Source organism: Paraburkholderia sp. GAS41 (assembly GCF_050436545.1).
GTDB lineage: Bacteria > Pseudomonadota > Gammaproteobacteria > Burkholderiales > Burkholderiaceae > Paraburkholderia.
On record NZ_JBNDMK010000012.1, the window covers coordinates 58,254 to 72,545 of the forward strand.

The 14,292-nt window shown below is 62.1% G+C and carries 12 protein-coding genes and 1 pseudogene; 6 read left to right on the forward strand and 7 right to left on the reverse strand.

From position 1 onward, the window contains the following. Nucleotides 1-110: 110 nt before the first annotated feature. The 5 genes from cysK to P3T43_RS17930 all read left to right on the forward strand — a co-directional run bounded on the left by cysK (nucleotide 111) and on the right by P3T43_RS17930 (nucleotide 5,230). Nucleotides 111-1,094 (forward strand): cysteine synthase A, encoded by a 984-nt coding sequence (cysK, locus tag P3T43_RS17910; protein WP_429282376.1) that lies wholly within the window; start codon nucleotides 111-113, stop codon nucleotides 1,092-1,094. A 138-nt stretch (nucleotides 1,095-1,232) separates the two neighbouring features. Then, nucleotides 1,233-2,240, forward strand: coding sequence for an ABC transporter substrate-binding protein (locus tag P3T43_RS17915; RefSeq protein ID WP_429282377.1), 1,008 nt, complete (start codon nucleotides 1,233-1,235; stop codon nucleotides 2,238-2,240). 22 nt (nucleotides 2,241-2,262) lie between these two features. Continuing rightward, the gene (locus P3T43_RS17920; RefSeq protein WP_429282378.1) at nucleotides 2,263-3,312 is read left to right on the forward strand and encodes an ABC transporter permease; all 1,050 of its coding nucleotides are present in this window, start codon (nucleotides 2,263-2,265) and stop codon (nucleotides 3,310-3,312) included. Beyond that, nucleotides 3,306-4,142 carry an ABC transporter ATP-binding protein gene (locus tag P3T43_RS17925; RefSeq protein WP_429282379.1) on the forward strand — a complete coding sequence of 279 codons (837 nt, stop codon included), beginning with the start codon at nucleotides 3,306-3,308 and terminating at the stop codon, nucleotides 4,140-4,142. Before P3T43_RS17920 ends, P3T43_RS17925 begins: the two co-directional genes overlap by 7 nt. A gap of 53 nt (nucleotides 4,143-4,195) precedes the next feature. Next, nucleotides 4,196-5,230 carry an ABC transporter substrate-binding protein gene (locus P3T43_RS17930; RefSeq protein ID WP_429282380.1) on the forward strand — a complete coding sequence of 345 codons (1,035 nt, stop codon included), beginning with the start codon at nucleotides 4,196-4,198 and terminating at the stop codon, nucleotides 5,228-5,230. A gap of 222 nt (nucleotides 5,231-5,452) precedes the next feature. Here the strand turns inward: P3T43_RS17930 and P3T43_RS17935 are convergent. The 3 genes and pseudogenes from P3T43_RS17935 to P3T43_RS17945 all read right to left on the reverse strand — a co-directional run. After that, a pseudogene (locus P3T43_RS17935) lies at nucleotides 5,453-6,012 on the reverse strand (tyrosine-type recombinase/integrase); the annotation flags it as partial. A 618-nt stretch (nucleotides 6,013-6,630) separates the two neighbouring features. Then, complete coding sequence (locus tag P3T43_RS17940) at nucleotides 6,631-7,833, reverse strand: acyl-CoA dehydrogenase family protein (protein WP_429282381.1); 1,203 nt, start codon at nucleotides 7,831-7,833, stop codon at nucleotides 6,631-6,633. A gap of 39 nt (nucleotides 7,834-7,872) precedes the next feature. Further along, nucleotides 7,873-8,832 carry an ABC transporter substrate-binding protein gene (locus P3T43_RS17945; RefSeq protein ID WP_429282382.1) on the reverse strand — a complete coding sequence of 320 codons (960 nt, stop codon included), beginning with the start codon at nucleotides 8,830-8,832 and terminating at the stop codon, nucleotides 7,873-7,875. A gap of 212 nt (nucleotides 8,833-9,044) precedes the next feature. Here P3T43_RS17945 and P3T43_RS17950 point away from each other — a divergent pair, with 212 nt between their 5' ends. Continuing rightward, the gene (locus P3T43_RS17950) at nucleotides 9,045-9,956 is read left to right on the forward strand and encodes a LysR family transcriptional regulator (RefSeq protein ID WP_429282383.1); all 912 of its coding nucleotides are present in this window, start codon (nucleotides 9,045-9,047) and stop codon (nucleotides 9,954-9,956) included. A 51-nt stretch (nucleotides 9,957-10,007) separates the two neighbouring features. On the opposite strand, the gene P3T43_RS17955 is transcribed toward P3T43_RS17950, so the two are convergent. Genes P3T43_RS17955 through P3T43_RS17970 form a run of 4 tightly spaced genes read right to left on the reverse strand, consistent with a single transcriptional unit; the run spans nucleotide 10,008 to nucleotide 14,116 of the window. After that, complete coding sequence (locus tag P3T43_RS17955) at nucleotides 10,008-11,615, reverse strand: rhodanese-related sulfurtransferase (protein ID WP_429282384.1); 1,608 nt, start codon at nucleotides 11,613-11,615, stop codon at nucleotides 10,008-10,010. Beyond that, nucleotides 11,612-12,211 carry a cysteine dioxygenase gene (locus P3T43_RS17960; protein WP_429282385.1) on the reverse strand — a complete coding sequence of 200 codons (600 nt, stop codon included), beginning with the start codon at nucleotides 12,209-12,211 and terminating at the stop codon, nucleotides 11,612-11,614. Before P3T43_RS17960 ends, P3T43_RS17955 begins: the two co-directional genes overlap by 4 nt. Then, nucleotides 12,208-13,020, reverse strand: coding sequence for a class II aldolase/adducin family protein (locus tag P3T43_RS17965; protein WP_429282386.1), 813 nt, complete (start codon nucleotides 13,018-13,020; stop codon nucleotides 12,208-12,210). Before P3T43_RS17965 ends, P3T43_RS17960 begins: the two co-directional genes overlap by 4 nt. A gap of 19 nt (nucleotides 13,021-13,039) precedes the next feature. Continuing rightward, nucleotides 13,040-14,116 (reverse strand): LLM class flavin-dependent oxidoreductase, encoded by a 1,077-nt coding sequence (locus P3T43_RS17970; protein WP_429282387.1) that lies wholly within the window; start codon nucleotides 14,114-14,116, stop codon nucleotides 13,040-13,042. Nucleotides 14,117-14,292: the final 176 nt, after the last annotated feature.

Below are 14,292 nucleotides of genomic sequence, written 5' to 3' on the forward strand. Positions count from 1 at the left end.
ATGAAGCGTCGCGTGCTGGAAAACTGGGCCGCATACGGGTTTCCCGCATGACTCTTCAAACCACAACCCTAAACTGGGTCCGTGATCTCAACTGCTAAATGGAGAAAACCATGTCACGCTGGTTCGAAGACAACTCGCGGTCCATCGGTCACACGCCACTGGTCCGCCTCAATCGCGTGACGGACGGTGCGTCAGCCATTGTTCTGGCAAAAATTGAAGGGAGAAATCCCGCCTATTCCGTGAAGTGCCGGATTGGTGCCTCGATGATCTGGGATGCCGAAGAACGAGGCGAGCTAGGCCCAGGTAAAGAGATTATTGAAGCGACAAGCGGCAACACCGGCATTGCTCTTGCCTACGTGGCAGCAGCGCGGGGGATTCCGCTGACCCTCACCATGCCGGAAACGATGAGTATCGAGCGACGCAAGCTGCTGGTCGCCTATGGTGCGAAGCTCGTATTGACGGAAGGCGCGCGCGGCATGCCTGGCGCCATCGCTAAAGCGGAAGAAATCGCCGCTTCGAATCCTGAACGTTACGTAGTCCTTCAGCAATTCAGGAATCCTGCTAACCCTGCCATCCACGAAAAGACGACGGGTCCGGAGATCTGGGACGATACCGACGGTAGCGTGGACATCTTTGTATCGGGCGTGGGCACGGGCGGCACCATCACAGGTGTTTCGCGCTTCATCAAACAGGTTAAGGGCAAGCCAATCCGGTCTGTCGCAGTCGAACCTACGGCGAGCCCCGTCCTCACGCAGAAGCGGGCGGGCGAGCCGCTAAAGCCGGCTCCGCACAAAATTCAAGGCATCGGAGCCGGGTTCGTACCGGAGGTTCTGGATCTCTCTCTGGTCGACGATATCGAACAGGTCTCCAATGAGGACGCAATCCTTTATGCGCGACGTCTGACGAGCGAAGAGGGGATATTGTCGGGCATCTCATCGGGTGCCGCCGTGGCAGTTGCCGTGCGGCTCGCGAAGCGCGCAGAGAATGCAGGAAAGACGATCGTCGTCATACTGCCCGACTCGGGCGAGCGATATTTGAGTACGGTCCTCTTTGAAGGACTGTTCGATGCGCAAGGGTTGGTCACGGGACCCTAGGCGCGTTGCGGGCCATTCCGGCAATCCACTGACATGCAAAACATAAATATTGAATAAATATAAACATATCGAAATTGAATAATTCTCTAGCCCGTCGTTCGTCGCTACGCTGTGCTGATTATCTTCAGGCGAGCACTTATGACGGCTTCCGTTCCAGCATCTTTTTTCGCGCGACGACATGTATTGCGCGCGCTCGCTGTTGCGCCATTAGCCGTGGCCGGGGTGGGACGCGCGGCCGCGGCGACGGCGACCGAAGGTGCCGCTGCGAGCACGAGTGGCGTCACGCTCGTGCTCGGCGATCAGGCTGGCGGCACGCGGGCGCTGGTCGAAGCGGCGAAGGTACTCGACGGTGCGCCCTACGCATACCGCTGGGCCAACTTCCAGGGTGCAGCTCCGCTCTTTGAAGCGCAACGCGCGGGTGCCGTCGATCTTGCGCCCGCCGGCGATCTACCGGTTCTCGCTGCGGCGGTGGGCGACCCAGCATTGAAGATCGTGGCGACACGAGTCGGTTCTGGCGCGCAACTCGGCATTCTGGTCGCACCTCATTCCACGGTCCGCACGGTCGCCGATCTGAAAGGGCGCACCGTGTTCGTATCGTCGGCACGGGGAAGCATCTCGCAGTTCCAGCTTTACGGCGCATTGGCGGAAGTGGGGTTGTCGAAAGACGACGTCACTGTCCGCTTTATTCTGCCCGTCGATGCCTTTGCCGCATTTGCGTCGGGTTCGATCGACGTGTGGGCGACGTTCGACCCGTATTACGGCATTGCCGTGCAACGCGGCGGTCGAATTCTGCGCGACGGCAGCGGCATCAATAGTGGACTCGGTTTCATTACCGCATCGGGCGACGCGCTGACCGATCCACGCAAACGCGCGGCGATTGCCGACGTGCTCGCTCGCTATCAACGGGCCCGCGATTGGGCCATTGCAAACCCCGACGCGTACGCACAGATTTACGCAACGCTCACGCGTTCGCCGCTCGAAGCTGCGAAGCAGATCACGCAACGCGCTTCACTGAAACAACATTTCGTCACCAACGCGGATATCGAAGCGCTGCAGAAAGTCGCGGACAGTGCGAGCCGCGACGCAATCCTGCCGCGCCGCATTGACGTGCGCGCGATCTCGGAGACTCATCTTGCCAGCGCATGACCTCGTATTGACGGAGCGCGACATGTCTACGCAAATTCAAGCTGTCGATCTGTCCGGACTGCAGGCCGCAGACGCAGTCACTCCACGCGATGACCGCAAGCTGATCGTGAGTGGACTTGCCGCGCTTGGTTGGTTCGCCGGCGCGGCGATCACGCAGTGGTGGCCGGCGCTCGACGACTGGCCCTACACGCGCGAGCTGCTGATCCTCAAGCTTGTATTCGGTGCGTTGTCGGTGGCCATTGGGGTGGCCGGCTGGCGCGCCAACGCATCGACGAAGTCGGGCTACGCGCAGTCGAACCGCTTGCGCGCGCAAGCGTGGCTCAATGCGACGCCGTGGCTGCTGGCGCTGTCCATCGCGCTCTCGGTGTGGGAGATCACCACTGCTCAACTCGAATGGCTGCCACGCCCGTTTTTCGCGCCGCCACAGGCGTTGATTGGCGCTTTTGCCGACGACCTGCCGCGACTTGCCGCCAGCGTCGGCCATTCGTTCGTACTGCTCGCTTATGGTTATGTTTGCGGCGCACTCACGGGCTTCGTGATCGGCGTCAGCATCGGCTGGTCGAAGGCGGTCGGCTACTGGCTGCATCCCGTTTTGCGTCTGCTCGGTCCGCTGCCTGCCACGGCGTGGTTGCCGCTCGCGTTCTTTTTCTTCCCGTCGAGCTTTAGCGCAAGCGTGTTCCTGATCGCTCTGGCCACGATGTTTCCCGTCGCGGTGCTGACGTGGTCCGGTGTTGCTAGTGTGAGTTCCGCGTATTACGACGTCGCTCGTACGCTCGGCGCGCGGCCATCGTTCCTCATTCTCCGCGTTGCAATTCCCGCCGCGTTGCCGTCGGTGTTCGTCGGGCTGTTCATGGGACTGGGTGCATCGTTCGCCGTGCTGATCGTCGCCGAGATGATGGGTGTGAAGGCGGGACTCGGCTGGTATCTGCAATGGGCGCAGGGCTGGGCCGCGTATTCCAACATGTATGCCGCGTTGCTGGTGATGGCATTGATGTGCTCCGGGCTCATCACGTTGCTGTTCCGTGTGCGCGACCGCCTGCTCGCGTGGCAAAAAGGATTGCTCAAATGGTAGCCGCTACTCGTCCCAACCCGCTTTCGCAATCGGCTACCGGTTCCGCGAGTGCGCCTGGCCTGCGAGGCACACGCGTCGACGTGCGTGGCGTGAGTCATCAATTTACGCTGCGCGGCGAAGCGCTACCCGTGCTCGACGATATCAGCCTCACGGTCGAACCCGGCGAGTTCGTTGCGTTGCTCGGGGCCAGCGGCTGCGGCAAATCGACTTTGCTGCGGCTTGTCGCTGGTCTGGATGCGCCCGCACGCGGCGCGATCCATGCGGACGGTGAGGTCGTGGCGGGCCCCGATCCATCGCGCGTAGTCGTCTTCCAGGACCCGACGCTATTTCCGTGGCGCACCGTGCGCGATAACGTTGGGCTCGGGCCGCAAGCCCAGGGCAAGACACGTGGCGAGGTGGCGAGGCGCGAAGTCGCCGAACGGATCGACGCCGCTCTGGAGTTGGTCGGCTTGTCGGCTTTCGCCAATGCCTTTCCGCATCAGTTGTCGGGCGGCATGGCGCAACGCGCGGCGCTGGCGCGCGCGCTCGTCAACAACCCCCGCTTGCTCGTGCTCGATGAACCGTTCGGCAAGCTCGATTCGCTGACGCGTATCCGTATGCAAAGCGAGCTAGTACGACTGTGGCAGGCACAGGGGTTCTCGGTGCTGCTCGTCACGCATGACGTCGAGGAGGCGTTGTACGTCGCCAATCGCGTGATTGTGCTGAGCGAACGTCCCGCGCGGATCGTCGCAGAAGTCCGCAACGACGCACCGTACCCGCGCCATCGCGACGATCCCGCGCTGGTGTCATTGCGCCGCGACGTCCTGGGGCTATTGGGCCTCGACACCTAGGCTGCGCGAAGACGCGGCCACCGACATCCATTTCTTCACAGGGAAGCATTGCCATGAGCCATACCGACGACAACCCGCCCTCTAACGCCGCACGCCGCGTGTGGCTGCGCAACACGGCGTGGGCCGCTGGCGCGGCCGCGCTGGGCGGCGCCGCATTCGGCCTGCCGGGCGCACGCGCGTCGGCCGACGAAGCACTGAAGCCGATCACACTCTCGTGGAATGCGGGTGCGATCTGCACGGCGCCAATCCCTGTCGCCGAAAAGCAGGGGTTCTTCCGCAAACATGGTCTGCAGGTCGAACTGATCAACTTTTCAGGGTCCACTGACCAGTTGCTGGAAGCGATTGCAACCGGAAAATCGGATGCGGGCGTCGGCATGGCGCTGCGCTGGATCAAGCCGCTCGAGCAGGGTTTCGACGTCAAGCTGACGGCCGGCATTCACGGCGGTTGCATGCGTCTTCTGGCGACGAAAGCGTCCGGCATCGTCGATCTGCAAGGGCTCAAGGGCCGCACCGTCGGCGTGAGCGATATGGCGAGCCCTGCGAAGAACTTCTTCGCGATCACCCTGAAAAAGATCGGCGTCGATCCGGATAACGATGTGCACTGGCGCCCATACCCGGCGCCGCTCCTTGGCGAAGCGCTGAAGAAGGGCGAAGTGCAGGCGATTGCCGACGGCGACCCCACCATCTGGACGATTCGCGAAGGCGACCATCTGCAGGAAGTCTCTAACAACCTGTGTGGCGAGTATGCGAACCGGGTGTGCTGCGTGCTGGGCGTGCGTGGCTCGCTGATCCGCAAGGACCGTGCGACCGCGCAGGCGCTGACCCAGGCACTGCTCGACGCCACTGAGTGGACCGCGAACAATCCAGCCCGCGCGGCCGCGATTTTTGCGCCGAATGCGCCGGGTGCGAACGTCGAACAACTGACGGCGATGCTCAAGAGCCACACGGATCGTCATCATCCAACCGGCGATGCATTCAGGAAGGAAATCTCGCTCTACGCGGACGATCTGAAAACGGTTGGAGTACTGAACGAGGGAACGAATTCGGACCGTTTCGCGGCGCGGGTCTTTTCGGATGTGCTGGCTTGAGAAGCGAGCGGCGTGGATTTCGTGTCGCGCCTTGAAACGTGAAGCGAGAAGTGTCAAGCGAACGAAAGTTGGTACGAACCGGCTACTAAGGTTGAAACTTTTTCGATTTTAGAGGGATGTCGTAACGGTCAGCCTGAAGGAGCAACGGTTTGCGGGCGATTGACCTGAGGTTGCAACCCCTCCACGAAGTGAAAAACCGTCGGTTCGACAGAAAGCACCACGCTAACATGCGGGGCAAGCTTGGGCGTATCGGTCCGCGAATGCCACACGGATCTGCCTGGCCCGCTTGACGTCATCGCTGTGCGGGTAGATCAATGTCGTCGCAATCGATGCATGGCGCAGATTGTCGCGCACGGTTGTGAGTTTCACGCCGCGCGCGGGCATAAGTTGCATGGGAGTGCCGAGTTCTATGCGGACTCGCGCGACACGGCTTTTCCGCGAGTACCGGATTGTCCTTCTCGAGGCTGCCGATGAGCGGCGTGTCAGGATGCCACAGGGGCGTGACCGGCAACCTTCACGCTACCAGATAGCGGTCGAGCTCAGTGCGGGCATTTGTGACGGCGCAACTTTACCCGCTTTGCGACCTCTCCGGATAACGCTCACCCAATGATCGCCCCCGGCACCAGTTTCTATGCTGGAAAGACTGGAGCCGACCAGTTGGCTCACGCGAAGGCCGGTCGAATACTCACAGTCCAACACGAAGCGCAGGCGTTGCGCCGCTAGCATTTCCCGCCATACGACTACTCGGCTCCGTCTGCAATGGTGCGCACGAGGATCCACTTGGTTCCTTCCGAAGCAGGTCGTGCCGCGGTGGATGCGTGCAGAGACAGTCATGCCTGAACGGCTGCGTAATCATGGTCTGCATCGAGTATGCACGTCGGCTGCGGCGTACGAATGGTGCGGGACGAACCATCGACCTCGTGCGGAAGCGGGGGCGAATCCCGCGGGACGACCCCGCCCGGACCTAAGGTCGTCGTCACTGATCTGCGGCTCCGGCGCCGGCAACGCTCGGAGGGTCCGTATCGCGTGCGTCATTGCCCTGGCGTGCTCGATACGTTCGGCCGCCGGATGTGTGAAAAGCATGGCGAGATCGTCGTGGTCATGCGCGCGAGCCACTGCATCCAGCTGGCGGCGAATTCGTCCGACGATGCCACCTGCGGACCGTCCCTCGCGCACTTTGCCGGACAGGTAACGCTGGATCGCTTCCTGCGCGCGCCGGCCTGCGTACTAGGCACGCAGCGCACCCCAGTGGGTCGGCATTGGAGAAACCGTGCGATATCGAGGCAGAAGCGGAGAATGATGTGAGGCGCATTTTCATGGATTGGAGTTCAGTCCATGACTGTGAATGCTGATCACCGCCGCATGAAATTCGCATGCGACGGAAGACAGCCCCTGGTCGCTCAGAGGGCCGCAAACGCGGCCCGTCCGATATTGCCCAGCACTGTGTCGTTTTGAGGCGTGTGAATGCGCGCGCACAGTACGTCGCGATAGTGGCGCTCAAGCGGATTGTTGCGATTCAGCCCGGGGTTGCTGCTTGCTTCGAGCGCGAGTTGGACGGCTTCGATCGCCTGCTTGCTGATGAGATATTTGATGGCAGGCGCCTCGGCCGCACTGACTCCGCCTGCCGCACCCGCATCAAGCAAAGCGCGGTTGCTGAAGAGCAACGTGTCGATCCGTCCAACCGTCTGCTGGAAACTGTCGAGGCTCGATAGCGGGGCGTTCAGTCCCGACGGCACGCGCGAAGCCACCCAGCGCACGAACCAGTCACGGGCGGCACGTGCCACGCCGTCGTAGATCGACGGAAGCAGGACGTTCATCCACACGCTCGTGACAGGGTCCATGCCACTCCCGGCCTCGGGCGACTGGAGGTCGACCGCGTAGTCGAGCGGCACCCGCACGTTTTCGAAGATGACCTCGTGACTGCCCGTCGCGCGCATGCCGAGATGATTCCAGGGCTCGCCGAAACGGATACCCGGCGTGTCGCGATGCACGAGCCATGTGCCCACGCGCGGCGTTGCTTCGTCGGTGCGGCCCCATACGGCGAGCCACGTAAGGCCGGGACTGCCGGTCGAATAAAGCTTGCGGCCGTTCAGGCGCCAATGATCGGCTTCACGTTTCCCGACCGTCGCAGGCAGGCCGCCGCGCGACGGCGATCCCAGTTCGGGCTCGACGCGCAGCGAATTGATTAGCGCGCCGCGCTCGACTGCATCCCGTGCAATGTGCTCTTTCAAGTCTGCAGGCCAGTTTGGATTGGCCTGCAGGCGCAAGTGATAGAGACATTGCATCACGAAGACGAGCGCCGTGGAGGGCTCGCCACGCGCGATAGCACGGACCACCTTCAGCGTTTGCGCGAGGTTCGCTTCATGTCCACCTAGTGCACGCGGAACCGTCAGTGACAGCAGGCCAGCGCGTCGCAGGCGCGCGAGGTTGTCATGCGGAAACGCAGATGTGCTGTCCAGTGCGGCCGCGCCTGCTGCGAACTCGTCGGTCAGCGTTTTGAGCCATGCATCGGCGTGGGGACTGTCGAGTTCGGCCAGCGCGTGAAGGGCGACGGCGTCGCGCTCGAGGTCGTCAAACGCTGTATCGGGAGGGCGGCTGGTCATGGAGGGAAGCAAGAAAACGAAAATGGACGCGAACCCGTGTCAATGCGCGGCGAGCGGGAACTGACGATCGAAACTAGGCGCCACGTCGAGATGGGTTTTGATGACGTCCGCGCGCTCGTAGAGATTGGCGGTCTTTTGCTGCTCGGCAATCAGGCCGTCGTCGATCGGGACAGGGTGCAGCTGTGCGCGCTGATACACCGTCTTCAACACGTCCGGCGGCAAGCCTGTGACTTTCGACTGCATTGCGGCCACTTCATCCGGATGCGACAACGCCCAGCGCTGCGCCGCCGCGACGCGTATCAGAAAGTCCGCGATTTCGCGTTGCTTTTCCTTGATCGACGACTCGGTCGCCGCCTGGAAGCTGAGACCCGAAGACAGATTGACCCCATTGGCGATGCTGCGGTCGTGATCGCGCTGCTCGGCGAGCGCGACATAAGGATCCCACGTGGACCATGCATCGACATCGCCCGACGCGAGCGCGGCTTTGGCGTCGGCCGGTTGCATGAAGCGCAGCGATACGTCCGATAGCTTGATGCCTGCGTGCTCGAGGGTCGCGATGGCCAGATAGTGGCCAATCGAGCCGCGAGTCGTGGCGATGCGCTTGCCCTTGAGATCGGCGACGGATTTGATCGGCGAGCCGTCGGGCACGATGATCGCGAGGTCGATCGGTGTCGAGCGCGTCGCGGCCACCGCGCGCACTCTCGCCCCCGCTGCATAGGCAAAAATCAGCGGTGCGTCGCCAAGGCCGCCGACGTCGATCGCGCCCGCATTGAGCGCCTCGCCGAGCGGCTGTGCAGCGGGGAAGTTGAACCATTCGATCTGGTACGGGACATCCTTCAATTGACCGGACGCTTCGAGAACGCCGCGCGTCTGCAATTGCTGATCGCCGACTTTCAGCGGCGCGTCGGCAAAGGCGGCCTGCGCTACGGTAACGGCCAGAACGCCTGATAGAAGGTACGAAAGACAGCGACGCAAGAAACGATCGGCAGATTGGGTCATGAGAAGTCGGCTGTTGAACGCGCGGTGAAAGTGCGGTGGCGCAAAAGCACACAATACGTACGCCTCTTCTATAAGGCAAACGCATTGTTCTGCTAAGTTAATATGCAAATGGAACAGCATTGGCACGCTTGAACGGAAGCGTGAGACCGCGTTAAGCTCACGGCAGCACCCTGTTTCATGGTCTTTTCACTATTCCAGGCTGGAATCAATCAATGAAACTCGATGACATCGAGGCTTTCGTCGCCGCCGTGCGTAATCAGTCGCTCAGTCAGGCAGCCGAATCGCTTGCACTGACCCAGCCTGCGGTCACGCGCCGTATCCAGAACTTCGAAGAAGCGCTCGGCGTCGAACTGCTGGACCGCAATACCAAGCCGCTGAAGACCACTCCAATGGGGCGGGCGGTCTACGATCAATGTCGCGCAATCGTGCGTGAAGTGGATGCACTCAGACACCTCGTCGCCGACGAGGCGCCGCTGACAGGTGTGCTGCGGCTCGGTGTCGCGCAAACGGTTGCCGATGTCGCGATGCTGAAGGCATTGCACGCGCTGCGCAGCGCGCATCCGGAATTGCAGGCAAGGGTATCGACGGGGTGGGGCAATCCACTGTTGCAGAAGGTCGAAGACGGCGAAATGGATGCGGCGATCGTCCTGCTGCCATCCAATCGCGTGTTGCCGGAAGCGCTGTCGGGACAGATGCTCGGCGATCTGAAGATGGCGATGGTGGCTCGCAAGGGCAGCCTGAAACGCCGTGCGCATACCTTGGCGGAATGCCAGTCGTACGGCTGGGTCTTGAATCCGGATGGCTGCGGCTTTCGCGCAGGATTGCAGCAAACGCTCGCGGCGCAAGGCCATGTGCTGAAGCTCAATCTGGAAACGCTGGGTACGGAGTTGCAACTGGGTCTCGTGGCCGATGGCGTCGGACTAGGGCTGGTGCCGCAGCCGCTGTTGCGCGTGAGCGCACACGCCGCGCAGCTTGATGTAATTCAGGTCAGCGATTTCAAACCGGAAATTACGGTGTGGATCGTACGCGCACGTGCACTTGGGAAATTCGAGTCCGCGTTGCAAGTCCTCGCGCAAAGTGTCGAGCAGCGCTTCAAGGCGGCCCATCTTTCCCGGGCGGCCTGAGTACGAGAGAACGCAAGCGGCCGCGTCGGAGCGCTCGTGTCGATCACGGCCTTAGATCACGAAAAAGCCGTGCGTACCGTCCCGATCGAGTTGCGCGACGAGACCATACTCCCATTCCAGATACGCGGTCATCGCCTCTTGCGCATTGTCGGTGCCCTCGTACGGACGCCGGTATCGATCGATGCGCGGCGAAGCAAGGCGCTGATCGCCGCTTTCGGTGGGCAAGCCCGCTGCAATCCACGCTGTCGTGCCGCCTTCGAGCACATGGACTGGCTTGCCCGTCAACGCCGCGATTTCCGGTGCGACGAAGGGCGCCAGTGCATTGGTTCCGCAGGTGAGCACGTAGCGTTTGGCATCGGATAGCGCGCGCAGGTCTTCGGCGCCTTGTGACAGCCGCGAACGCACGAGCCAGTGCGCGCCCGGAATATGCGCTTTCACATGATTCGCGCTCGACGTTACGTCGATCACAAGCGTGCCGCTGGCCGGGTCCGCGAGAAGCGCAGCAAGTTCATCCGGCCGAACGTGCGGTGTTGATGCGGGCTCGGGTTTCGCGCCGCGCCATGCGCCGCTGGCGCTGAGATCTGCCGCCGACGCATCGTCGACGACATAGACTTCGATATTCATTTGGGCGAGCCACGACGCCGTCATGTTCGCGCGCACGCCGTCGTCGTCGAACAGCACGACGCGCGCGCCGCGTACCGGCGCGAACATCTCTGTCTCCTGGACGAGCTGGCCGCCGGGCGCGCCCTGAAAACCAGGCGCATGAGCGCGCTCGTATTCGGCTGGCGTGCGCACGTCGAAGCGATAGGTGGTGCGTGCGGAATCCGCTGCCCAGCGAGCCGCTTCAACCAGTGTCGCGCGCCGCACGCCCGCCCGTTCCGCAAGTGCGCGGGACGGGCCGCGCGACGTGTCGAGATGGCTGTGGTCCAGACCGGCCTGCGGATCGAAGCGTCGCTGGCTGCCATGTTCGAGCGTTTGCCCTGCGAGCGTCCAGCCAATCGTGCCATTGCGCAGCGCGGCGACCGGATTCGGCAAGCCGGCATTCACCAGCGACTGCGTGCCGATGATGCTGCGCGTGCGCCCCGCACAATTGACGATGACGCGCGTCTTCGGATCCGGCGCGAGCGCGCGCGCTCTTAGCACGAGTTCCGCACCAGGCACGCTGATGCTGCCGGGAATATTCATGGTCTGGTATTCGTCGAAACGCCGCGCATCCAGCACCACCACGTCGTCACCCTCCGCGAGCAACGTGCTGACCGTCTGCGCCGACAGCGAGGGCGTATGCCGTTGCGCTTCCACGAACTCGCCAAACGCCTTGCTGGGCACATTCACATCGCGGAAGACTTCGCCGCCGGAGCGAATCCAGCCGTCGAGGCCGCCTTCGAGCAAGGCGAGTTGGGTGTAGCCGAGCGACGTGAGAATGTCGGCGGCGCGCTGGGCAAGTCCTTCGCCGGCGTCGAACAGCACGATCGGCACGTCGCGCCGTGGCAAACGGGTATAGGCATCCAGTTCGATCCTCGACAGCGGAAAATTCGCGGCGAACAACGGGTGGGACCGCGCGTGCGGGTCTTCCTCGCGCGTATCCAGCAGCGCAATTTCGTGCCGCGCAAGCAAAGCTTGTTGCACGTCTCTATAAGTGCGAACAGGGTATGACGTCATGGACGAAGCAGTTCCTTGCTGAGGTCCCACAGATTGGGGAGCGTCTGGTTCGAGTAGCCGGAGATGAAAGGTTTTGGCACGCCGTCAGGCGAGTAGGTCGAGCGCCGCACACCGCCGATATTCGCGCCGTACACATGGATGCTGATCGACGTGCGGTCGTCGTAGGCATTGCGAACGCGATGGATATCGCCGATGGCGGGCGACACGGCTTCGACGTCTCCCGCCTCGAGACGCACTTCATCGCCGGTTGGATGAAGCGAGCCATCGTCGCGGCGCGCATAGGGCGCAGCCAGTTCGGCGCCGCGCAGCACGCCGATGAGACCCCACACGGTGTGGTCGTGAATCGGCGTCTGCTGACCCGGTCCCCAAACGAAGCTGACTACACTGAAGCGTTGTCGCGCGTCCGCGTAAAGCAGGAATTGCTGATAACGCTCGGGAGATGGCCGCGCGTAGGCCTCAGGCAGCCAGTCGTCGACGCGAATCAGTTGGCGCAACGCGTCTTTGCCGTAGTGGAGCAGCGCGTGTTCCGCTGCATTCGAATCGACCAGTTCCGCAATTTCGCCGACAAACTGTCGCAGCTTATGAATGGCCGTCAATCGAGCAGATCCTTTTGAGTGTCGAGCAAGTCTTCGTACAGGCTGTTGAATGAATGGCGCGCACCGTTGCGACCCACCTGCTGATGCGTCAATGCGGCGATATCGTGAGGAATGGGTTGTGGCGTGCCGGCGGCTTCGGCCAGCAGTTGCGTATGGCACGCGTTTTCCAGTGCGATGTACCACCACGCGGCGGCTTCCACCGACGGACCCGCGGTCAGGATGCCGTGATTCTTCAGGATCACTGCCTTGTGTGTGCCTAGCGTCTCGGCGATACGTGCGCCTTCGGTCGTGTCGAGCACCACGCCACGAAAATCGTCGAACAGTGCGTGGTCCTCGTAGAACGCACAGGAATCCTGCGTAAGCGGATCGAGCTTACGGCCTAGTGTGGACCATGCCTTGCCGTACAGCGAATGCGTATGGGCAGCCGCGACGATCTCGGGGTGCGCCTCGTGAATCGCGGCATGAATCGCAAAGGCCGCCTGATTCAACGGCGCGTCGCCGATCACGATTTCACCGTGCCGGTTGACGAGCAGTAAATCGGAAACACGGATACGGCCAAAATGGCGGCCGAGCGGGTTGACCCAGAAATGATCGGTCCATTCGGGATCGCGGGCGGTGATATGTCCCGCGAGACCTTGCGAAAAGCCGGCGCGTGCAAACAGGCGGAACGCGCCGGCAAGACGCTGCTGCCGATGCAGACGCTCTTGCGCGAACGAACGCTGTGGCGCGGCATCGTCGTCGAACCAGAATTTGCGCACAGGCGTGTCGTGAAACGGGATGGAGGGTAGAACGGCGCTTGGCGTACTCATGTTGTCGGGACCCTTGCTCTCAGGCGGCGTGATGCAGGTGCGAAGTCAACTCGCGTGTGGCGGGGATGAGTTCACGGCCATAGTCGATGGCGTCTTCGAGCGGATCGAAGCCGCGGATGAGAAAGGTCGTAACACCGAGTTCGTAGTATTCGGCGAGCGTCTGCGCAACCTGCGCGGGGGTCCCCACCAACGCCGTCGAATTCGAGCGACCGCCGATTTCTTTAGCCACCGCTGTCCACAGACGATCGTCAGCACGGACACCGTCGCCCGACGCGGCGAGCAGGCGCCGCGCACCTTCGCTTTGCTGCGGGCCGCCGCGTGAGAATCCGTGTTCGACGCGCAGGCGGCGGGTCTCGTCGAGGATGTGTTCGGCGCGTTCCCAGGCGGCGTTTTCCGTCGCTGCAAGAATAGGCCGGAAAGACACCGAGAAGCGTACCGTGCGGCCGTGTTTGGCGGCCTCTGCGCGTACCCGTGTCACTTGCTCGTGCACCTGCTGTTTTGATTCGCCCCACAGGGCATAAACGTCGGCATGCTTGCCGGCCAACGCGAGCGCGGGCGGCGACGCGCCGCCGAAATAGATGGGCACGTGCGGGCTCTGTTTAGGTTTGACCTCGGAAAACGCACGCTCAAAGCGGTAGAAGCGACCCTCGTGATCGAAGGGCCCGTCTTCGGTCCAGACGCGGCGCAGCACTTCCAGATACTCGTCGGTCCGCGCATATCGTTCGTCGTGACTCAGGAAGTCGCCGTCGCGCCGCTGGTCCTCGTCACTGCCGCCGGAGATGAAGTGCACCGCGAGCCGGCCACCGGAAAACTGGTCGAGTGTGGCGAGTTGCCTGGCGGCGAGCGTCGGTGCGACAAAGCCGGGGCGATGCGCCAGCATGAAATGAACGCGTGACGTGACACTTGCGGCATACGCAATCGTGACGGTCGCGTCCGGACTGGTCGAACTGTGCGGGACGAGAATACGGTCGAACCCGGCGTTTTCATGCGCCTCGGCGAATGCACGCACGTAATCGATGTCGACAGCGGGGCCTTTCGGAAGGTGCGTTTCCGACACCTTGCGTTGCTGAATCATGCCGATGAATTCGACGCTCACGTTAGTTCCTGGCAGTTATCCGTTCGGGTGGATAGATAGGTGCTCAAGCAGATGAATCGCACAGTGACACATTCACCTGACGTATCGAGGCTAGCATCACGTTATGCAAAGGCTAAATAGTATATTTAGATAAACATATCAAATGAGCATGTTAGAGATCGCGTTGACGGGCATTC

What these genes read in the sequence shown, in the direction of transcription:
- cysK (WP_429282376.1), top strand. Translation starts at nt 111, where the DNA reads ATGTCACGCTGGTTCGAAGACAACTCGCGGTCCATCGGTCACACGCCA.
- P3T43_RS17915 (WP_429282377.1), top strand. Translation starts at nt 1,233, where the DNA reads ATGACGGCTTCCGTTCCAGCATCTTTTTTCGCGCGACGACATGTATTG.
- P3T43_RS17920 (WP_429282378.1), top strand. Translation starts at nt 2,263, where the DNA reads ATGTCTACGCAAATTCAAGCTGTCGATCTGTCCGGACTGCAGGCCGCA.
- P3T43_RS17925 (WP_429282379.1), top strand. Translation starts at nt 3,306, where the DNA reads ATGGTAGCCGCTACTCGTCCCAACCCGCTTTCGCAATCGGCTACCGGT.
- P3T43_RS17930 (WP_429282380.1), top strand. Translation starts at nt 4,196, where the DNA reads ATGAGCCATACCGACGACAACCCGCCCTCTAACGCCGCACGCCGCGTG.
- P3T43_RS17940 (WP_429282381.1), bottom strand. Translation starts at nt 7,833, where the DNA reads ATGACCAGCCGCCCTCCCGATACAGCGTTTGACGACCTCGAGCGCGAC.
- P3T43_RS17945 (WP_429282382.1), bottom strand. Translation starts at nt 8,832, where the DNA reads ATGACCCAATCTGCCGATCGTTTCTTGCGTCGCTGTCTTTCGTACCTT.
- P3T43_RS17950 (WP_429282383.1), top strand. Translation starts at nt 9,045, where the DNA reads ATGAAACTCGATGACATCGAGGCTTTCGTCGCCGCCGTGCGTAATCAG.
- P3T43_RS17955 (WP_429282384.1), bottom strand. Translation starts at nt 11,615, where the DNA reads ATGACGTCATACCCTGTTCGCACTTATAGAGACGTGCAACAAGCTTTG.
- P3T43_RS17965 (WP_429282386.1), bottom strand. Translation starts at nt 13,020, where the DNA reads ATGAGTACGCCAAGCGCCGTTCTACCCTCCATCCCGTTTCACGACACG.